The sequence below is a fragment of the Methylotenera versatilis 79 genome, assembly GCF_000384375.1.
Lineage (GTDB): Bacteria > Pseudomonadota > Gammaproteobacteria > Burkholderiales > Methylophilaceae > Methylotenera_A > Methylotenera_A versatilis_B.
Map to the genome: position 1 here is coordinate 2263108 of NZ_ARVX01000001.1, position 21174 is coordinate 2284281.

Below are 21174 nucleotides of genomic sequence, written 5' to 3' on the forward strand. Positions count from 1 at the left end.
ATTATCTATTGTTCAGAATTAAATATAATCGGCACTGTTGCCCATCCATCAATTGCCGTGTTTCCACGCTTTGAAGGAACAAACGTCCATTTTTTTACGGCTGTAACTGCCGAATCATCCAGCACCTTATGGCCACTCGACTTTTTCACACTTACGCTCTGAGCACTGCCATCTGCAGACACTCTCACACGTAAAATAACCGTTCCACTCCAGCCCATCTGAGTTGCCCTAGCCGGATATTCAGGAGGCGGATTTTTTAAGTACCCAGCATTTGCTGACGCTTCTGTCACTGGCTCCTCTACAACTGGTGCAGGCGGCGCTGGTGGTGTTGGCTCTTCAGCAGCGACCACTGGGCCACTGGAAACTGGCGCCTGAGTGTTCTCTTGCACCACAATATCATTTGGCGCAATATCTTGAGTTGCCACAGGCGTTCTCAAAGCAGGTGGCGGTGGTGCTTTTTGAACCTTGGGTGGTGGCGGTTTTGGCGGCTCAATCGGAGGCGGCTCAATTTCCGGCTTGATGAACTCAATTGCTACTTCATGCTTTTTAATCGGTACAGAGGGTGTTTGATCGCGATTGACATATAGCGTTATTAAAGCAATATGTAAGCCGATGATGGCGGCAATCGACCAATATTTGGCGCTTGCATTCACCTCTTTGTCATAGGCTTTTACTTTTCGCAACTTTAATAAGTTTAAACGTTCATCCTTCTGGCCTAAAGATTCACTTGATTTGATAAAACCCACACCCTCTACCGGTGCTGAAATATAAGAACTTAATGTACTCGACATAATTAGCGCCCTAATATAACAGGCACAAACACGCCAATAATTAATTGTGAGTCTTCGTAGTACCGGCTTGGAGACCAACCTTCTTGCTTAAGATTTTTTAAATATTTATTCAATATACTCACTAACGTTTCCTAACACTTCAAATAATGATTCATATCTATAGTTAAGTTAGCAATTCGTATGCCAGTATTATTTATCCATTAAAATCAAATTGTTATGTAATTTATTAATGAATAATTCCCCATAAGCTGTTGCTTCAGAAACAACTAACAAAACGGGATGCTTAAATATCAACATTTACAAATCATCTGATGGGCTATTGTCGTTAATTTAAGAAAAATTGAGATATTAAAATTGATAGGCACAAAAAAGCCCGCACTAACTTTTAATTAATGCGGGCATCTATGATTAATGATGAAATTTATTGAATGCAACCAAATTGCTTTAATAATGCACGTAAAACATTTCGGCTGATGCCTAGTACTCTTGCTGTCTGCACTTGATTGTTTTTGCAATATTCATACGTTTGCAATATAACTTTTTGTATAACCAAGTCATAAAGTTGATCTGGCTCTTCATGAATTAATGCATTGATAGCGTTTTCTAGTCTTTCATCTGTACTTTGTACATAGCTCTCATCAGACTCATTGCCATGTTTAATGATAGGCAAACTTAAATCTAATGGCCTTAATACTCTACCATCGCAAACCAAGAGCGCTCTGTGAATCACATTTTCAAGTTCGCGAATATTACCTGGCCATGGATAGTCAATTAAACTATTGACTGTTTCAGGTGTTAACTCAGGTTTTGTTGTATGCAAACGATTGCGATACACCTCAAGAAAATGCTCAACCAAAGGCAAAATATCACCCTTTCGTTCTCTTAAGGGCGGTATTTCAATCGGTACGACTTTAATTCGATAATATAAATCTTCCCTGAAACGACCAGCTTTCACTGCTTCAGTAAGATTCACATTGGTTGCTGCAATTAACCGAACATCAATTGGGATTGGTCTGCGCGAGCCAATTGGAATGACTTCTCTTTCTTGTAATACACGCAATAACTTAACCTGAGTAGATAAAGGCAAATCCCCAATTTCATCTAAAAATAATGTACCGCCATTGGCTGTTTCAAACCATCCTTTTTTAGAACCAACTGCTCCGGTAAATGCACCGCGTTCATAGCCAAACAGTTCGCTTTCTACCAGCGCCTCTGAAAACGCGCCGCAATTAATCGCTGCAAATGGGCCGTCTTTACGTGGACTAAGATTGTGTAAATGCCTTGCGACTAACTCCTTACCTGTACCTGTTTCGCCTTTAATTAAAGCAGTTGCATTGCTTGGCGCTATTTTTTCAATAAGAGACAGTAATTGTTGAGACTTTTCATCAGCAAATATAAGCGCACTTGCCCTGATTGATAAGCTAATTTTTTGAGGATCTGGAAATTGAATGATCGACTTTTTAGCCCATTCTGATTCCGTATTAGCTGAGTCTACGCTAGCTTTTCTATCAATGTGAATTCCGTACATTTTGGGTGTGATTCCTAACAAAACGGAAATATAACAGCATGTAGTTATATTTTTAAATAATATAAAATTATACTTTAATAATTAAATAATATATTGCCTTGGAAAATTTAACTAACTTTACAACAAATATTTTGTTGTAAGTCTTAAACGACGCAAACTTAAGACAACTCCTGTAAGACTAAACATGAATCCCAACACGCAAAAAATCATAACTAAAGCAGTTTTAAACTGAGGATGAGTATCTAGAACCGGAAAATCTAATGTGTGAAGCCCGCCGTATAACCAGCGATACCAGCGTCTTGAATGATCAATTTTCTCAATGATTTGCGCATTGGATCCATCAATATGAAACCAAGTTTTTTTAGCATCGTCGCAGACAACACGTAGCAATTGCGCGCTGGGCTTAGCCGTTGCACTCCGATAGGCGTCATTTTTATCTACCAGAATTGGTATTGTGCAATTAGCGCCTTCTAAAAGCTGCGTACTTTGCGATGTAAATGCTGAGAATGCAAAATCGTCACTTACGCCAAGTTGGCTTAAAACTTTTTGAGAGTCTTGGTTAAAGGTTGCAATGACATAAGGATTACCAGCCAATTGAACCCATTCTAATTGTTTTGCCCCTGCCACAAACGAGGTATCAACAGAATTAAACTTCTGCCAATTTATTTTTCCACCTGTAAGAACTATTCTTTGAGTTGCAGTTATATTGTTACGCGAAAACAATAAGCCGTGATCCATCGATAACCAGCCACTTAATATGTAAGTAAGCAGAAAGGTGGCTACCAATACACCGCCTAAGTGATGCAGATAATGCATACCGCGAAATGGTGAAATAGATTTAACGTGATTCCATCGTAGGCGCATAACTCCCAAAATAATGCCAGTAATTGCTGCGATTAATGCAATCAATGACAGCGTCCAAACCAGCCAATTCCAAATATCCCAATGCTTCCTTAGGAAAGTAGGATATATCCAATGGACAACTGAGCCAACGTAATTCCAGCCCCTTTCAAACTGGGTGGTATCACGCACCACTTCTCCTGTGATATCAGAGATGTATAGCTCTGTTTTTTCATCATCGTTGATCAGTACACGATGCAATGGTCTGTAAGCATCCAATCCATTCGAGACTGTCCATTGGTCAACATCATCCAGCGACGCGTAGGCTTTTTTTTGTACATCAATGCCATGTTGCTCAGCGTATTGATTAGCAATGACAAGCGCAGCATTTGTTGAAATTGTTTGCAGCACTTCACCTGTGTCGGCATATATGCCATTTACGTTTTTATCATGCTGCACAACATAAACGGGGCGATTGCCAGACATGACTAATTTTGCTCTTGTTATGCGCTCAAAATAAGGCAAAGAGCGAATTGCCTCATACAAGGAAAGTTTTACATTTTGCATGGCAATTGGCTTTAATCCGGCAAACTTTTCCTCAGCACTTAACTCAGGAAAATGCACGAAATGTAGAACCAAGCCTGTGGCAAACCATAGCATAAACAAAATGCAGGCAAAAATACCTAGCCACCGATGCCACAGGGACAGATAGCGAGTTGCAAATTTAATCATCGCTAAACTGGCTTAATATTTCAATTCGGCAGTAAGCTCAACTCGGCGTGATTCACCCAAAATAAATTGTTCAGTATCATAAGAAACCGGCGCATAAACTTTGTCTGTTAAATTGCGCAAACTTGCCCTGAGGGTGGTTTTCGGATTTACGTTCCAAGCGACATTCGCGTCATAAATCGTATAACCACGCATAATCGATGTATTTGCATTATCGGCATAGCGTCTTCCAACTAATCTTGCGCCAATTCCAGCTTCCCAATCGGGTTGTTGATAATAAAGCCACAAATTGGCTGTTTTTTCTGGAACATCTATCGGCGTATTTCCTGCGCGATTTACTCCACCACCTTCAGTTAACTTGTCATAACGTGCATCCAGTAAAGCCACATTTAAATCCGTGCGCCAATGCTGTATTGGGAAAAGACTTGCTGCAAGCTCTACGCCGCGTGATGACTGCTTGCCACCTTGAACACGTAAGGTTGAGTTGCTAGGGTCACGCGTGATAATGTTATCTTTAGCAATATGATAAAGCGCAAAAGTTAACTCCCCTTTTCCATCTGCCAACACATGTTTAACACCAACTTCTGCTTGTTGTGCCGAGGTTAGCTTAAACGCACCACTGCTAGGCCGAATCGAGACGATAGATGATACTGGGTCAGACTCACGACTAAATTGTCCATACAAGGAAGATGACTTCGTCGGCTGAAATACTGCCCCCACGCGATATGAGAAAGGTGCATAGTCCGCATCCAGATTAGCACGACCAAGTCTACTTTCATGATCAACATCTATCCAGTCCTGTCTTAAGCCTGTAATAAATTTAATCTTCTCGGTAATATCCAAAGCATTCTCAGCAAAGAATGCTTGTTGTTGCGTTGTTGAAGCAAAATCTTTTACTGTTGGGTCAATAGTCGTGAAATATCCGCGCGGGAAATTTTTAATCGGTACGTTGGTGCTTGGATCGTTACCATCATAAAAATTATCATAGTAACTAAAATCAACACGTGAAATTTCGTAGCCAACCGCCCAACGATTATGATGTCCAAATAGGTCTGCGGTTGAAGCCAACTCTAATCGATCGCCAAGTTGCTTTTGTTTATGCTTGATTTCGGTATAGCCGAACCTATCAACGGTATTGCTTGCGTCGTCAATCGCAAAGTACTCCACATTTCGCCAATGTCGATCAGCCTTAGACCAGTAGCTGATATTGCTCAGTTTGGTCGTATCGCTAATATCCCAATCCAGTTTTGCGCGCAAACGTGTATCTTCAAAATGTTGTTTGCTATCACGGACATTGTAATTTTGATTGCGTAAAGATTCATCGATACGGCCATTTCTGAGAGGAATGCCCGTGTAGCGAGTTGGATTTTCATTCGCAACATCAGCGGTAAAATTAATGCGTAAATCTTCATTAACATTCAGCAATATCCCAGTCATTAACTTTGCGCTGTCGTAATCACCGTGATTAACATAGCCATTACCACCAGTAACAGAAGCATCCACTCGATATGCCCCGGCTTCTCCTAATGCGCCACTTCCGCCAATACCTGTGCGATAAACCCCAAGCGTACCTACCCCGACCAATGCTTCAAATTGACTTTCGCGGCTTGGCGCTTTGCGAATGCTATTGATGATGCCGCCAACAGTACCATCTCCAAACAACACAGAAGCCGGACCACGCAGAATATCGAACTGCTGGTAACCCCAAGTATCAGATGGGTAAGTCAATGTGCTTGCGGCCGTCTGTAAACGTATACCATCTTCAGCTTGTCCTACAGAATTGTTACCTGTAAAACCTCTCGCAGAAAAGGCGACGCCTGTACCCAGATTGCTGATGTCGGTGATGCCCGTTGAGCGCGAAACGGCCTCACGTACATTATTATCTCCGCGCAACCGAATAGTAGAAATATCAATTGATTCTATACTGGCCGGTGTTTCAAGCGCAGTTAAGCCTAACCGACTTCCCGTCTTATTTGTATCAGTTAACTTTAATGCACCTTTAGACTGATTTTTTTCCGTTACAACAACCTCACCCAGTAGCGCATCCTCTTCTGCAAATACGCTTGTGTAAGGCAAGGTTGCCGCCATAACAGCCAACCATAATATTCGAAACTTATTCATAACTTCCCTGTTTATAATAATTAACTACCCAATAATTGGTACGCAATGCTGCATAGGTGGGTAACCTATAATCAGGTACAAACAGCAGGAAATATGCCAATAAAAATATACTTATTAATCAATGGATTAAAAAATTACGATTAATATATTGATTAATATGCAACAGGAAAAAATATAATTGTTTCTGTAGAAACAGATTCTGAAGGAATTGTTTGAAATAGGACGAGTGCTTATAAAAAGAATGATTTAGTTAAATTCCAAACCACTAAGTTTAATAGTTTAAGCGCTGATAAAGACTAGGTTGCAACTACAGCAAATCGCTCAAAACTTTACTTATTTACAAATAATTTGAAATGGAAATATCAACCGGACAAGTACCATAAACTTGGATAAATGTCAGATTCTATATTTAAAAGTCTAATTTAATCTGGAATATAACGCGGTAATAGTGGATAACTTTCACGAATGAATTCCCCTAATGCTTGATCAGACTCTGCTTCAGATTTATATACTGGCACTGTGTAACGCACTATCGCGCCATCTGTTCTATTCATCGTGATGGCATCATAAAGCAATGCAAATTTCATTGAGAATTCATTAGATAAATCGCGGCCACGTTGATGAAACCAATAATAGACCAGTTGTTTAGACTCACCTTTCGAGATAAGCATGCGTGTCACTTTAATCGTTTTTTGATCATTAATAACAATTTCATGTATTTTAGTGTTGGTGATTTCCCACCCACCGCCAGGAATACAAGCTTTAGGTGAATGTGGAACTGAACCTGAGCGTTGTGAATCGGTATAACCCGCATACAGGTTAACGTTAGTATTCGCTTTATTGTAGTTAACTAATAAATAATCTTTTAATTGTAATATTTGATTTTCGCCATTTTCAAAATCATATTTTCTACCTTTCCAACCATCGATTTCTAAAGGGAAAGAACTGAAATTGGCTCTCTCTGGGATCACTTCATCCCGATGTTTAATCGTGAAGGTTGATAGTGAGGCTAAAATGACAATGGAAATGCCAATAATAATGGGTAAGGGCTGAACATTTCCTTTTATATCGGTATCTTTAGCGGGATGATTAGTTTCTAAATAGTCAAAAGAGTTAGCCAAGGTTCTGTCATTCATTTTCAATGCAATATTTAATAATTTGGCTTCTAATAAAAGCAGTCCTATACAAATTAAAAATATCACCCAGCCTTCGAAATAATGCATAAAGCCCTCTGCAGCTTCAATGCCAGAATGATTTACTAAGATAGCAACAACTGCAATTCGCGCACTATTCATCACAATGCTGATTGGCACGCTGGATAAAAATAGCATCGCACGAGCGTAAAATGGGGCTTTGTACATATAACCCATCATTAAACCAATGGTCATTAATGGGTACATATAGTTAAGCCCGCTACAAGCTTCAACTACTTGCAGCTTGTATATGCCTAAATCGATAATATTGCCATCTTGGAAAACCGTCATTCCAAGTAAACGACTGATTGCAACACCCAAATCAGAGGAGATAAGTTGCATCTTGCCTGAAAGCATGACGTCTAGCATGTAGGGTAAGGGAATCACTAAAAACAGATGTAGAAATGGAACCAATATTTTCCGGATTTGCTTGCCTATCATGACCCAGGCTAGCCCGAAACACATTAGTAGCGTGCCATATTGAACAATGGTCCATATAGCACTGAGCTCGCCAATAATCAGGGCAGCTCCTGCGAAAATGGTAATTGCTACACCAATCCAAGGACTATTATTATGATTTTGAATCTCAAAACGCTTAATCCAAATAAGATAAAGCGCCATAAAAAAGACTAATGGTGCATGCGAATAACGCTCCTCGTGCGTTACTCTTATTAATTGTTCATGTAATGCATCTTTAAAAGTGATGACTAAAAATATCACCAGTAATACATAAAGCACTGATCTGATATGGCTCTTTAACCAGTCAATTATTTTTATCAAGCTAAATCTCCAACTACTTTTTTATAAATTGTTATCATTTCCTGCGTTTTTTTGTCCCACAAGAAATGTTGTTTAATTCGAGCAATAGCCGCTTGTCCTAATTGATAGCGTAAATGCGGATCTAATGCTAACTTATCGATAATGCTTGAAAACTGTTCAACCATATATTCTCTTGATTGCGGTTCAACTAAGTAGCCCGTTTCATTGGTGATGTAGTCCATTGGACCGCCCCAAGCGGTTGCGACTACAGGCAAACCTCTCGACATCGCTTCTAAAACAACCGCCCCGCCACACTCTCTAATGCTAGGCAGTACAAAAATATCCGCTTTATCGTAATAATCATTTGTTTCTGCATGCGATACTAAACCCAAAAACAAGACTTTATTCGGCGCTTTCCTTTGGGCATATTGCTCAAGCTTACTTCTTAATACGCCATCACCTAATATAGTCAGTTTAACTGGCGCTTGGCACTGGCTAATTGCATCAATCAAAATGTCAATTGCCTTCCAGTCAACTAGCCTACCTACAAAAAGCACATTGATAACGCTAGGCTGAGAGGCTTCTTTGGGTGCATCTACTACTGAAAATACACCATTCTCTACAATTTCAACCACTTTCCCAAGTCGGAATTTAGGTAAAGCATCATGCGTTCTTTGATTTGCGACCAATAAATATTTAGCGAAAAACTTTCCTGGTATCAATAAATTATAAATCGATGAAAACACGCGTATTACATGATATAAAATACGCTCAGACTTTCCGGCCATATGCTTAAATGCAATGGGGAATGACATACCACCATTCATTGGACCAATAACTACTGGAATACCCAAAGCAAACATGGCTGATGGCTGCACCGCAGACACAGGTGCTGGCTCATGAATAACATCGATTTCTTTTTCTTTAACGATATTTCTTGCTAGTTTCCATTGATAAAACTGCGTAATCAAGTGCATGACAAAACCAACTGTCAAAATACTGATTCTTTCTGGCAAGAGGTTTCCACACTTATTTAAAAATTTATGTGCAGCTGTGTCTGGTATATAAAAAACATTTTCTTGATTAATATCAGCTAATTTTGAAACCGACGTTTTTACGCGCGCATGTGTGATTAAATAAACCTCATGCTGAGTTTTTGCTAAGTACCTGAAATAATTAAGTGGCAACATTGCTTCGCCGCCAAAAATATTAGACGCATGCTCACAAACAATTAATATCTTTAAATTTCGCATAATTGACGACTGTTTTTAAATACTAAAATGTACTAAATGCCCAGTACGCCAAACTCTGCTCTATCCTTAATCACTTCACGCACTAGTCCAACATCAATTTTCTCTGCGTTGGTTGAGTAACCATATACCAACGCCGTATCGCAAAGAATATTAATACTACGTGGAATGCCCTTAGCTGCCTCGCCAATTAAACGCGTTGCGGCGGGCGTAAATAAAAGTGCATCACGCCCTGCTACATGAAGGCGATGATGAATGTATTTATCGGCTTCGAAAGACTCTAAAGGTGGAATAAAAAAGTCCACCGAAACACGTTGGAAAAATTGCTGCAAATCTGGTCTACGGAGTAAATCTCTTAATTGAGGCTGCCCAACCAATATTATTTGCAATAATTGATCTTTATCCGCATTAATATTAGACAGCATGCGAAGTGACTCTAACGCTGCAGGGCTTAAGTTTTGCGCCTCGTCAACAATCAACACTACACGTTTATTTTCGGTGTAACATTTGATTAAAAACTGTTGAAAAGCATCATAAAGCGCTAAATTGGATTTACCTTCATACGGCTGATTAAACGAAAGCATTATCCAGCCGAGTAAGTCATCAATATGCTCGTGAGTGTTGTAAACAATACCGACAGTTAGCTCATCACCTAGATTATTGAGTAAATGACGCACTAACGTTGTTTTACCACAGCCTATTTCGCCGCAAATCACAGAGAAACCTGCACGGTTCTGAACGCCGTATTCAAGCATTGCATATGCCATGCTGTGGCGAAGACTAAAAAATAAAAATTCCGGATCTGGTTGAATTGAAAAAGGTTTTTCTTTTAAACCGTAAAAGCTTTCATACATTTTGTGTTGTCCAGACTATGCGGCTATAAGGTTTTAAGTAAGGCAATGGCATCATCTTTTTCTTTTTGAGAAAGGGGTTGATTCTCAGATAGTTTGATGGATTTTTGTAATGCTTGCTTTGCGGACACAGGGTCATTTTTTGCAATATAAATTTTAGCCAAGTGATATTGAAATATGGCAATTTCAGGTGCTTTCTGAATCGCAGATTCTAATGCTTTCTTCGCAGCATCAAACTCTCCGACTTTGTAACTCGCCCAACCATATGTATCTAAAAATTGTGGTGTTGTACTATTTTTTAAATCTTTTGCTAAAGTATGTGCGCGTGCAAAGCTGGCTTGATCGTTACGATAATCCAGTAAAAGATTTGCTAAATTATTACTTGCAATTTCAAACTCTGGACGCTGTTTTAACATATCTTCATACACTTTAATTGCATCATCAATACGATTAGCACCTACAAGCAATTCAGTTTGAGTTAACATCAAATTAAAGTCATTAGGTAACTCTTTCAATCCCGCTTGAATCGTTTTTTCAGCTTCTGCCAGCTGATTTGCCTGTTGTTGCGCAATTGCTAACTGCTGATAGCCAGTAGGATTTTTCGGATTCGCCTGTACAAAGCTAGAGAGTATTTGTTGTGCTCCCTGTATATTGCCAGAACTTAAATAAATCTGACCCTTAATCAGTTGCGCTTCAGCATTATTAGGATTGTCTTTTAATACGCTATCAATAAATGCAAGCGCTTCTTTCGGCTTACCTGCGCGCATATATGTTCTAACAACAGCAACAATAGGCTGTGTTTCATTTGGCGCGGCATCATGTGCTCGTTTAAATGCACTTAACGCACCTTCTAAATCATTTTGACCAATCGAAATAGCACCTTCAATTTGATCAGCTAATGGATTTTTATCATTCTGGTTTTTTGCTCGGTCTGCAAGCGCTTGAGCACCAGCATAATCTCCACGTGCAATTTTAGCTTGTGCAAGTGAGCGTAGCACAACAGGATTATTAGGATTTGCTGTCAACATATCTTCAAAGACTTTTTCAGCACGCTCTGGTTGTTTGCGGCGCATTAAAAACTGTGCATAAGGAATACCATAGGTGGGCGAAAATTTGCTCGTTTCAAACGCTTTAACATATTGTTCTTCCGCCAGCTGTGGTGATCCAGAATTCTCATGTGCTGATGCCAACATCACCATAGCACCGAAAGCAGTTGGCGAATCGAGTGTTACCGTTCTTAAATCACTAATGGCAGCATCATAATTTTTCGCTTCTAAAGCTATACCTGCTCTTAATGTTAATGCTTGTCCATTACTTTTATCAGCTTTTAAAATAGCATTTAGCATCTTACTTGCTTCTTCTTTTTTGCCAGCTTGAATCAGCTTGTACGCAATCATACTTTGCGCCTTATAGCCATCAGGTGTATTGCCCGCTTTATCTTTGATTTCTCCTAGTAATTTATCTTCTTGTTGCGGCATTTTTTGCAGTTGATATAAATTTACCAAAGCAAAAGCTAGCTCATAATTATTAGGCTCTTTTTTTACAAAATTTTCTAATTCTAAACGCCCTGCATCTGGTCCTTTAGTCGCAATAACGAATCGAACAATATCTAATTTTGGTGCTACATCAGACGACATTTCTGCTATCGCACGTAATTGCTGTTCTGCTTCTGGCTGACGATTATATTTAAGCAAAAATTGAGCATAGCTTTTTCTCACAATGCTTTTATCTGAAAACAAAATAATCATTTTTTGAAAAGATTGATCTGCTTCTTGTACTTTAGATAAATCTTCTAATACTTTGATTCTAATCAATTGCACGGCAAGATTTTTTTCGTTTTTGGATAAAGCCTGATCTAAATACTCCATAGCCTTAAGGTTGTCTTTAGCTGATAATCGCTCAGTCGCCAATAAAATATAAGCATCTTGATTATTAGGATCTTTGCTTAAAGCTAAATTTGCATACTCTAGCGCACCTTTCGTATCGTTCAACTTCAACTGAATAGCTGCACGCAAATTAAGCGCTGACACATTGTTTTTATCGACTTCAAATGCTTTGTTACTTCTTTCAAGCGCAAGATCAACCTTACCTGCAGCTAATAATATTTGCCCCGTTTTAACCAGCGCATCTATATTTGTTGGTTCTCTTTCAAGCACTTGATTCATCAATGCATACGTCGTTTTAAAATCGCCTTTACGCTCTGCGATTAAAGCCAAAGCATAGGTGGCTTTAGGCATTACTTTTTTCATTTGCAATGCATTTTGAAATTCTAGCCTTGCTTTATCAGGATCCTTCTCAAGCAACTCCATACCTTTTAGATAGTATTTCTCTGCTTTTTCTTCAGGCGATGAGCAGCCAGAAACGGTTAAGATCAACCCGAGTGTAATCAGTAAGCTAACTAGTGCATTTTTCATGTTTGAATCTTCTTCAGCAATCTAAATTATGAATATATCTAATGATTTATGTATCAGTTTATCAGTAAAAAATAACAATGGTGCAACAAACACCCATATGGGCTATTTGATTCAATCTTATTATTTTAATCAATCAGTTGAGAAAGTTAATCAATTTTATGTGTTAACTAATTTATTAACGTTAATTTCTAATTACAACTTAATTTACCATCACTTAAAAACCAGAAGTAATTGCGGAATAAGGCGCTGCTAATGGCTCACCCAAAATCAAACCCTGGGTCGGCCAGTAAATACTTTTCCAATAAGATTCAATTAATGTTTCCCCGGCCAAATAATGCGTGAGCAATACAGCTGGATTAGGAAATTTTTGCCAATAATTACAAGGCTCTGAAACTGAGCCAAAAGTACCTGTAGCGCCAGCCTCCAGCCATTTTAAACTAGACATTTGTCCACCATCTACCAGTACGCCACCGCCTGAAGTTAAATGATCAGCCACAGCGCCTGGCATAAAATTAAGCGTTTCTAAGTAAGGTACAGAAACTGCACCTGTAAAATAAAACATCACATCTTTTTTATCTCTGATACTGTCAGCACTTATTGTGCGTATCCACAACTTTTTAGACTCTACTTTCGTTAAGTCCTTTGGAAAAAATGCTTCCCGTGGCTTGCTTCTAGCTTCATCTTTGGTTTTTAAAAAGTATGCGGTTGATTCGTTCAGCTTAAAGCTACTTAACACACCTTTATCAATCATATTTTTTGCAACTTCAATCGAATCAGTCGGCAACAATATGGATAAACGCATGTTGAAATCTTTTTTTGGATTGTGTGTATGACTATTAAAGTATGGATTATCAATACCAACTGCACAGCTATCTTCACATTGCTTGGCTTGGTATCCCAATGTAATCGCAGCAGTAATGGCATTACAATTAACCGCATACGGCCTTGTCCAAGCCAATACAATCACCTCAATATCATCTCCAATATTAGAAAAAATCTTTTCACGAAGCGATTTAAACTGCACTTCGCTTAATGCCGCAACCCCCGTAGGTATATCGACAGTGATGAGATTTTTTTTAGGGATATTTCTCGCATTAATATAATAATCGCCAATAGCAATGCTATTAGCATCATTTACATTCACAATCACCGCGACGTTATTTGCCGTAAAAGTAGAAGTTGAAGTTGAAGGTTCACCAGCTGATACATTAACCGAAAATAACAGACCCAAAATCACCAAAAATCGAATTTCAGACAGCGCGCCAAACTTATTAGCAACTAAATAAAACAGCCGTTTAATCTGTTTTTTAATCAACATTAGCCTGACGATCAGAAGGTAATTGTCGACGCAAAAGCCACTCATTAAAAATCAACTTAGGAAATATAATCGCATCTATAATATAACGCTTAGCCAGTCTTCTGGGCTCAGAAAGCATACGATGCAACCATTCCAAGCCTATTTTCTGCATCCAAACTGGTGCACGCGATTTCTCGCCTGCTATAAAATCAATCGTGGCACCAATACACAAAGCTACTTTTACAGATAGTTCTGTCGAATGTTGAGCAATCCACAACTCCTGTTTTGGCGCGCCTAAACCTAGTAGCAATAAATCCGCACCGCTTGCATTTACGGCTTCACAGATAGCTTTTGATACAACTGGTTTTTTCTCAAAACCAAAATCAGGGCTTAATGTACCAACCACTTTTACCATTGGCCAAGTTGCATGAATAATATCCTTAGCGCGGTCAGCAACTCCTGGCATTGCACCCAATAAAAAAACCGTTAATGATTGATGATTTGCCTGCGCATGTTCAAAAAGTGCTGGCACCAAATCACTACCTGGCACAGTTCCCGGTAATTTCACGCCTAACAAATCAGCCGCCCAAACTACAGGTCTACCATCCGTCACAACCAGTGACGCGTCTTTATAGGCTTTTTGCAAACCAACATCAGTTTGCAGTTTGACGATATGATCGACATTAGGTGTCACAACGAAATGACACTGGTTTTGTGGCTGTGCAATCCAGCTGTTAATTAAACTAACTGTTTCTTGCATATTAAGTGGATCAATATCTGCCCCAAATAAACGCACGCGCTTTTTTGATGATTGAATCATGGTTAACTTAGCTTTTTCATTTTAACCACCGCAGGAACACCTACTGCAATTGCATTATCTGGCACATCAATCAATACAACTGCATTAGCGCCAATACTCACATTGTTACCAATTTTAATGTTGCCAAGCAGTTTAGCACCTGCACCAATATCCACATTATTACCAATTTGGGGGGCGCATGGATCAGTCACACTTTTAAGTCCGACTACCACACCGTTTCTAATTCTGCAGTTATCGCCAAATTTCGCATAACCGCTAACCACAACGCCGCCAAAATGATCAATCAAAAAATTCTCACCAACTTCCACCTCACAAGGCAGTTCTATGCCTGTGATAATTTGTGCAAATTTATACAATAATTTATATAAAAATGAGAAAAATTTGCGCAGGATTGCGTTATTCAAGGTGTAACGCCATCTACCAAACCGATACACCAGCATCACCCAAAACCCCTGTGCTGCCCAGTTACCTTGATAATTCTTTAAATCTTGTTTGATGTGATTAAACATGTGTGAATTGTAGCGCCATTATCTGACAGGGATACTACCTATACGCGTTTTAAATGCACTGATTAATGTAAGTTTGCTACCAACAAAAAAAGGACTATTTTTATGTAGTTTCAATCTGATTAAGTCTTTTATAAGCTGAATGAAATCTGCTAATAAAACTAACATTATATTTAAAACAGCGCTTAAAAATCCGTGATTTTTTCTAAAGTAAAGTAATTCACTTTCTGCTTGAAGCACACTTAATTGCTTGCCACTTGTTGTCACTTTCCCATCAGACTTGGCACTTTCCCCACCAATATGTACAACAGAAGCATCAGCGAAATAAATAACATCCCAGCCCGCTTTTTTTACTGCAAAACAATGGTCAACTTCCTCGCTATATAAAAAATATATTGGATCAAAAAGTCCCACCTGATTAATCACTTCCTTGCGAATCAAGTAATAGCAACCTGGCACCCAATCACAGCTTTCAGTAATTGAAGGATTCCAATCTACATCGTCAACCATCTGTAGTTTTGAAAACCAACGCGTCAAACCCAATCGGAACGCAAATAAATTAAAAGGTGTGGGGAAATAACGACAAGAAGGCTGTTGCTCACCATCACGTCCGACTAGTCGAACACCCAACACGCCGCATCTAGGCTGTGATTCTGCATATTGAATAGTTTTTGCGATGGTGTCAGGCTGTACAAATGCGTCTGTATTCAACAAAAGAATATACTCACCGGTGGCTAAATCTAATACTTGATTATTAGCACGACCAAAGCCCACATTGACAATATTCTCAATCAAGGTAACTTGAGGAAAGGCTTTTTTTATCCTGGCCACAGAATCGTCTTTAGAGGCGTTATCAACTACAAATACTTCTAAGGTGAATTCGCCTTGAGATGCAAATAAAGCGTTAAGTGCTTCAACACTCATTTCTGCGGTGTTATAACTGATTAATATGACTGAAATGACCAAACGATTACACCTTAATTAATACTTATTTGTAACATTACTAATTCGACTGCCAAATAGAACATAGCAATTAGCGTACCACATCTTATTTTTATCAATCAATCTCGCTTAGTGCGAACCCATTCTACTTGGCGATTAACAAAAAATTTAAGATAAAGTGGGATTTTAATGAGCGCATAAATAGGCGCATAACAAAGCTGTTTAAAACTGATGATGCTCCTGCCAAAGAAAAACCAAGCAACCAAAACTGCAATCACTAAGGCGATGAGAACCAAACTGGCACTGATTAATACGATGTTAATGGGGATTATTTGCTGAATAGTCAGAACAGTTAAAAACAAAAAACAACAGATTAAAGCAAGCGCTGCTAATGGCGGCACAATTAAGTCGAAAGCCATTCCTAACATTTGCAAATTTTTAGTTTTGACGGCTTCAATAAATAATGCTGGCGCATCACTTAATATAATCCCTAAATGCCCATGTTCCCAACGGGCTCGCTGACTTTTTTCTGCATCTTGCGCTGTCGGAAAAAAACTCGATACAAGCACTTGTGGGAAAAACAACGGTGCCTTATTTACTCTACACAAATCTATGCCCAACTTCATGTCTTCAGCAATATGACCGCTGGCTAGCTGCGTATGCGCGAGATCATTCCACAAAAACGCCATTCCTGTTCCCATTAACTGACATGGCAGGCCTAAAACTTTAAAACCAAGTGGGCGTACTTGATTTTTAACAACCCAAGCGAACTGAGCAATCTTTGTTTTAAGACTGGAGTTAGACAACGAAGACATTAAATAAAGTGCCTGTATTGGTCTTTGATAAAAATCGCAAGCATTCGCCAGCGCAGGAATAGCATTTTCAGAAACTGTGCAATCTGCATCAATAATAATGACGATTTGTGGCGGATTGTTTTTAAGAGATTGCAAACCAAAATCAAGTGCATAGCTTTTGCCACGTAATTCTTTGTTCTCCCGAACAACAACAATTGCACCTGAGTCGCGCGCCACTTTTTCTGTATCATCCGTACAGTTATCTGCCACCACAATCAGTCGATCTTGAGATTTTAATTGTGGCAATATAGATTGTATCGTTGCCACAATTCCAGTTGACTCATTATGTGCTGGGATGATGATTGCAATCGAATGATGACTGTTTGTCGCCTGAATTGAGTCTTGACGCTTTGACCAAAATAGCGATGCTAAAACCTGCATGAACAACACCAAGACGGGTATCGCTATAACTACAGTGATGATCAGCAATACCGTTTGTAATATAATCATATTGATACTTAAATTATTGCCTAAAATGATTTGCTAGTTTTGCGGCTTCAATATCAATATCATGCCGAGCAATAACGCTAGTGTAAGCAGCTTCACCCATTTTCTGCAACTTTTCTAGTGGTGTCGATAAAGCATGCTGCATGGTTTGAGTTAAATCATCAACATCTCCTGCAACACACAACCAGCCATTTTCAGCATGTTTAATTAATTCAGGAATGCCAGCAATATAAGTTGAAATAACAGGTCGTTTAAGCGACATCGCTTCCATAATAACAACGGGCAAGCCCTCTGCAAAACTTGGCAACACTAACACTTGCGAATCCAATATATACTGTCTAACGGCCTCGCTACTGATCCAGCCAGTGATTGTTATGCGATTTTGCAATGCATATTGTGCAATTAATGCTTTAATCTGTTGCCGCATTTCGCCATCACCTGCTAAAACCAGCTCAAAATCCACATTGGCATCCGCTAATTTTTTTGCGGCCTCTACCAATATAAGCTGGCCTTTTTGCTCACATAAACGTCCAACACAAACAAATTTTGGCTTAATAGGAAACGTGACTGCGTCAATCTTATAAAAGCTTGACTCCAAACCACAATGCACGATTTTTATTTTTTGCCATTGTGAAAAATCAACCCAACGCTGTAACTGACTTTTACCAAACGATGAAATTGCCACTACAAATTTTGCTCGATTAATTTTTTCGTCAATTTTTAAAAATTTCGGCCGATCGAACTCTTCTGGCCCATGCACCGTAAAACTATAGGGCACGTTACTAAGCACACTCATTAACATAGCAACTTCACTAGGATTAGTACCGAAATGTGCGTGAATATGCGTTGCTTTAAATTGTTGGGACCAATTAAAAGCTTGGCAAGCTTCAAACAAATAAATCAAATGATAAATTAAAGCTCTATCTGCTTTAATGCTCATCTTAATGGCTAGTTTTGAGGCTGTAATAAAAGCTATCGGCTTAGTTAACAGTATTTTTAAAGCAGAAAATAACAGAGGAAATACGCCCTCTTTTAAAACATACTGAGTCTTAGCTTGCTCACTGATATCATCGCTATCAATTTGACTTTCATCCCAACCGCGCATTGAAATACGCTGCACTTCAATACCTAAGCGCTCTAATGCTAAAATTTCACGACGGATAAAAGTATGACTAACTTTAGGATATTGATTAAGGATATAAGCAACACGCATAATTTAATTTAACTTAATCAAAAGAAGATGTGATAAACCATACATTTAATATGATTAATTCAATTTTTAATTTTGGCTGGAATACCAGCAGCTGTTTTTCCAGAAGGAACATCAATTAAAACTACCGCATTAGCACCGATTTTTGCGTGTGCGCCTATGTGAATACCCCCCAAAATCTTAGCTCCAGCTCCAATATCAACATGCCCTTCAATAAATGGGTGTTTGGAGCCTTCAACCGTTCCAATTGTAACTTGTTGAAATATAAGACAATTAGGGCCAATTATCGCTTGTGGATGTATCACAACGCCGTTAGGATGAGGCATCAACAGCCCTCCTCCCAATTGACAATTAATTGCAATATCCGTCCCAGTTACAATGCTCCAAAAACGATATCTAAACACAGCTATTTTTCTAAATATGAAAAAAGATGGGCTATGACTATATTTTTGATAAGCTCTAATACTCGCTAAAAGTGACCTAGATGGATCCCAAGACATCAAACTTTTATGTTCTCTAGTCCAATCTGGTTGTATGTCTGAGATTTGATCACTTATACTCAATTATTTTACCTTTTTTATTTGAGAATTTATTAGACCAAAATTTAACTTGGCCTATAACTTCTGCAAACTTACCCATAATCATAAAAAAAGAATATACGAATGCACTTTTATTTAATTGTTTATTTTTAAATGTCAGTCGTAACACTTGTAAGGGATATATACAAAATAACAACAAACCTAGAGTGTAACTCACAGTGAAAGCTGATAATATAAAGAATGGTAGCAAAAGTCCCCAAATCCAAGCACGTCTTGATTCTGCAACCCAGTGACATTCTGGTGCAGCTCCATGCAAATGAGATCCTTCTGCATAAGCATATCCAGTACGCATAGCGCGCTTCCACCATTGGCCAAACTTTGTAATTGCCGCATCGTGTAAAGTCATCTCAGCATCAATTCGCCATATACGATAACCTGCTTTTCTTATCCTAATGCATAGTTCAGGCTCTTCACCCGCAATTAAATGATTGTTGTACCCACCTACTAATTTCATTACATCGGCACGCATTAAAGCATCTCCGCCGCATGCTTTCGCTTCACCGACCGGTGTATTCCACTCTTGATCGCACATTTGATTATAAATAGAATGCTGTGGAAAAAGCTCTCGCCGGCGACCACAAGCCACGGCAACTTCTGGATTACTATACAAAAAATCAACGGCTGTTTTTATCCATTGACTATTCACGATGCAGTCACCATCCACAAATTGCACAAATTTTATTTCTGGGAAAAGTGCAGTAATTGCGTCAAAGCCTGTATTTCTAGCTCTTGCTGCAGTGAAAGACTGTGACATATCTAATGAAACCACATGCGCACCGCGAGTTTTCGCCTCAGCTAATGAATGATCAGTTGATGCCGAATCGACGTAAATCATTTGTGGTGCAAAGTCAGACAATGAGTCTAAACAGCGCACCAAGCGTGAACCCTCATTGCGGCCTATGATGACTATACCAACTGCTGTCTGAATAGTTTGCACAGAGCCTATATTCTTTGTAGATTAATATTGTTTAAGTTTAAAACTTGCGTTGAGGCTTAGACACCGCTCTTAGCACACAAATGTTACTAATTTAAAACCCCAACTTATCCCGCACTCTTGTGAAAATTCTAAAAAAAATTGGTGGTGTTAAATCTTTTAGATAGTTATCGATTGTTGAACGTCTGATTTCTCTTCTAGTCGCGGCATCTTCATTTGCCCTAGCTTTATACATTGTAGAATGAGAAACTGATTCATCATAAATACGTTTGGAAGCAGTGTAATAATAAAGCGCTAATGATCTGCGTTTAACGTTTTCCGGTGTAGCTAACGGATCAGGATGCCCATGAAAACTGTCGGCATCTGTGTTAAATATCACACAACGGTTGTAAATTGGCGCAATACTATGCACTTTATTCTGCATGCTCTTGTCCCACAACTCTAGTTTTCCACCGAAATCCTCATTCCACTCTTTATTTAAATAAATAATTACATTTATTCGTCTATTTAAATGTAGCTGCTCATTCACTCTAAAGTCGGCATGTATGCCTAATTTTCCGCCAGTGGAAGTTTCGTGGAATCCACCACCTGTGAAATGCGGATCGGGGATTAAAGATTGAATGGTTGTAAGTGACTCCAAAAATTGTACCATTGGTAAAGAATTAAAAAAGCCGAATACTTCACGACAAAACCCATTGCAATCCGCTGGCGCTACTTGTCTTTTGTGTAACCCTGCATAGCCCATTTCAAACACTACATCGTTTGCGAGTTTTTCCTTAGGAAAATTTTCAAGAATCTTATCTATCAATGCTTCAGGTAGAAAGTTATCAATCACAATATGCGGAAACGGCTCTGCAAAGCAGTAATCACCGCTTAAATTTTCCCCATACTTTTGAGCTTCTTTAACGTCTAATTGCACGCCGTCACTCATCGTAATTGGCATTGTTGCTTGCTGAAACATACTAAAGTCCTGAAAATTGAATCAAAAATAGATGTTAATACAATTTATAACATTCACGATAGACTAGCAATAGCCCATTAAGTTGTTACTGAGTCAAAACATAGAAGAAAGCTTAGTTGATTAAATCT

General features: G+C 38.9%; 17 protein-coding genes. All 17 read right to left on the reverse strand.

Annotated elements, in window-relative coordinates:
- Positions 1–5: 5 nt before the first annotated feature.
- Positions 6–791: an energy transducer TonB gene (locus tag METVE_RS0110945; RefSeq protein ID WP_020168524.1), complete on the reverse strand. Its 786-nt coding sequence runs from the start codon at positions 789–791 to the stop codon at positions 6–8.
- Between the two features lie 421 nt (positions 792–1212).
- Entirely contained in the window at positions 1213–2319 is a 1107-nt protein-coding gene (locus METVE_RS0110955; protein WP_020168526.1) for a sigma-54 interaction domain-containing protein, read from the reverse strand.
- A gap of 117 nt (positions 2320–2436) precedes the next feature.
- Positions 2437–3891 carry a PepSY domain-containing protein gene (locus tag METVE_RS0110960; protein ID WP_020168527.1) on the reverse strand — a complete coding sequence of 485 codons (1455 nt, stop codon included), beginning with the start codon at positions 3889–3891 and terminating at the stop codon, positions 2437–2439.
- A 12-nt stretch (positions 3892–3903) separates the two neighbouring features.
- Positions 3904–6009 carry a TonB-dependent receptor gene (locus METVE_RS0110965; protein WP_020168528.1) on the reverse strand — a complete coding sequence of 702 codons (2106 nt, stop codon included), beginning with the start codon at positions 6007–6009 and terminating at the stop codon, positions 3904–3906.
- Positions 6010–6431: 422 nt separating this feature from the next.
- Positions 6432–7982 (reverse strand): VPLPA-CTERM-specific exosortase XrtD, encoded by a 1551-nt coding sequence (gene xrtD, locus METVE_RS0110970; protein WP_020168529.1) that lies wholly within the window; start codon positions 7980–7982, stop codon positions 6432–6434.
- Positions 7979–9214 carry a glycosyltransferase family 4 protein gene (locus tag METVE_RS0110975; RefSeq protein ID WP_020168530.1) on the reverse strand — a complete coding sequence of 412 codons (1236 nt, stop codon included), beginning with the start codon at positions 9212–9214 and terminating at the stop codon, positions 7979–7981. The genes xrtD and METVE_RS0110975 overlap by 4 nt, the downstream gene beginning before the upstream one ends.
- Before the next feature lie 32 nt (positions 9215–9246).
- Positions 9247–10065, reverse strand: coding sequence for an ExeA family protein (locus METVE_RS0110980; protein ID WP_020168531.1), 819 nt, complete (start codon positions 10063–10065; stop codon positions 9247–9249).
- Between the two features lie 23 nt (positions 10066–10088).
- Positions 10089–12476: a tetratricopeptide repeat protein gene (locus METVE_RS0110985; protein WP_020168532.1), complete on the reverse strand. Its 2388-nt coding sequence runs from the start codon at positions 12474–12476 to the stop codon at positions 10089–10091.
- A gap of 214 nt (positions 12477–12690) precedes the next feature.
- A complete protein-coding gene (locus METVE_RS0110990) occupies positions 12691–13794 on the reverse strand; it encodes a TIGR03790 family protein (RefSeq protein WP_020168533.1) in 1104 nt (367 codons plus the stop codon).
- Positions 13784–14593, reverse strand: a complete 810-nt coding sequence (locus tag METVE_RS0110995) for a WecB/TagA/CpsF family glycosyltransferase (RefSeq protein WP_020168534.1) — start codon at positions 14591–14593, stop codon at positions 13784–13786. The genes METVE_RS0110990 and METVE_RS0110995 overlap by 11 nt, the downstream gene beginning before the upstream one ends.
- A 2-nt stretch (positions 14594–14595) precedes the next feature.
- Entirely contained in the window at positions 14596–15102 is a 507-nt protein-coding gene (locus tag METVE_RS0111000) for a serine O-acetyltransferase (protein WP_020168535.1), read from the reverse strand.
- A gap of 18 nt (positions 15103–15120) precedes the next feature.
- On the reverse strand, positions 15121–16065 hold the full coding sequence (locus tag METVE_RS0111005; RefSeq protein ID WP_020168536.1) for a glycosyltransferase family 2 protein: 945 nt from the start codon (positions 16063–16065) through the stop codon (positions 15121–15123).
- Positions 16066–16160: 95 nt separating this feature from the next.
- On the reverse strand, positions 16161–17345 hold the full coding sequence (locus METVE_RS0111010) for a glycosyltransferase family 2 protein (RefSeq protein ID WP_020168537.1): 1185 nt from the start codon (positions 17343–17345) through the stop codon (positions 16161–16163).
- 13 nt (positions 17346–17358) lie between these two features.
- Complete coding sequence (locus METVE_RS0111015; protein WP_020168538.1) at positions 17359–18555, reverse strand: glycosyltransferase family 4 protein; 1197 nt, start codon at positions 18553–18555, stop codon at positions 17359–17361.
- A gap of 59 nt (positions 18556–18614) precedes the next feature.
- Positions 18615–19052 carry a serine O-acetyltransferase gene (locus METVE_RS0111020; protein ID WP_232415324.1) on the reverse strand — a complete coding sequence of 146 codons (438 nt, stop codon included), beginning with the start codon at positions 19050–19052 and terminating at the stop codon, positions 18615–18617.
- 49 nt (positions 19053–19101) lie between these two features.
- Positions 19102–20088, reverse strand: a complete 987-nt coding sequence (locus tag METVE_RS0111025; protein ID WP_020168540.1) for a glycosyltransferase — start codon at positions 20086–20088, stop codon at positions 19102–19104.
- Positions 20089–20179: 91 nt separating this feature from the next.
- Positions 20180–21046, reverse strand: a complete 867-nt coding sequence (locus METVE_RS0111030; protein ID WP_020168541.1) for a 2OG-Fe(II) oxygenase — start codon at positions 21044–21046, stop codon at positions 20180–20182.
- Positions 21047–21174 lie beyond the last annotated feature (128 nt).

Bases quoted from the DNA above. Each gene is read 5' to 3' on its own strand.
- METVE_RS0110990 (WP_020168533.1), bottom strand. From the start codon at position 13,794: ATGTTGATTAAAAAACAGATTAAACGGCTGTTTTATTTAGTTGCTAAT.
- METVE_RS0110960 (WP_020168527.1), bottom strand. From the start codon at position 3,891: ATGATTAAATTTGCAACTCGCTATCTGTCCCTGTGGCATCGGTGGCTA.
- METVE_RS0110995 (WP_020168534.1), bottom strand. From the start codon at position 14,593: ATGATTCAATCATCAAAAAAGCGCGTGCGTTTATTTGGGGCAGATATT.
- METVE_RS0110980 (WP_020168531.1), bottom strand. From the start codon at position 10,065: ATGTATGAAAGCTTTTACGGTTTAAAAGAAAAACCTTTTTCAATTCAA.
- METVE_RS0111030 (WP_020168541.1), bottom strand. From the start codon at position 21,046: ATGTTTCAGCAAGCAACAATGCCAATTACGATGAGTGACGGCGTGCAA.
- METVE_RS0111020 (WP_232415324.1), bottom strand. From the start codon at position 19,052: ATGTCTTGGGATCCATCTAGGTCACTTTTAGCGAGTATTAGAGCTTAT.
- METVE_RS0111000 (WP_020168535.1), bottom strand. From the start codon at position 15,102: ATGTTTAATCACATCAAACAAGATTTAAAGAATTATCAAGGTAACTGG.
- METVE_RS0111010 (WP_020168537.1), bottom strand. From the start codon at position 17,345: ATGATTATATTACAAACGGTATTGCTGATCATCACTGTAGTTATAGCG.
- METVE_RS0111015 (WP_020168538.1), bottom strand. From the start codon at position 18,555: ATGCGTGTTGCTTATATCCTTAATCAATATCCTAAAGTTAGTCATACT.
- METVE_RS0110975 (WP_020168530.1), bottom strand. From the start codon at position 9,214: ATGCGAAATTTAAAGATATTAATTGTTTGTGAGCATGCGTCTAATATT.
- METVE_RS0110985 (WP_020168532.1), bottom strand. From the start codon at position 12,476: ATGAAAAATGCACTAGTTAGCTTACTGATTACACTCGGGTTGATCTTA.
- METVE_RS0110965 (WP_020168528.1), bottom strand. From the start codon at position 6,009: ATGAATAAGTTTCGAATATTATGGTTGGCTGTTATGGCGGCAACCTTG.
- METVE_RS0110945 (WP_020168524.1), bottom strand. From the start codon at position 791: ATGTCGAGTACATTAAGTTCTTATATTTCAGCACCGGTAGAGGGTGTG.
- METVE_RS0110955 (WP_020168526.1), bottom strand. From the start codon at position 2,319: ATGTACGGAATTCACATTGATAGAAAAGCTAGCGTAGACTCAGCTAAT.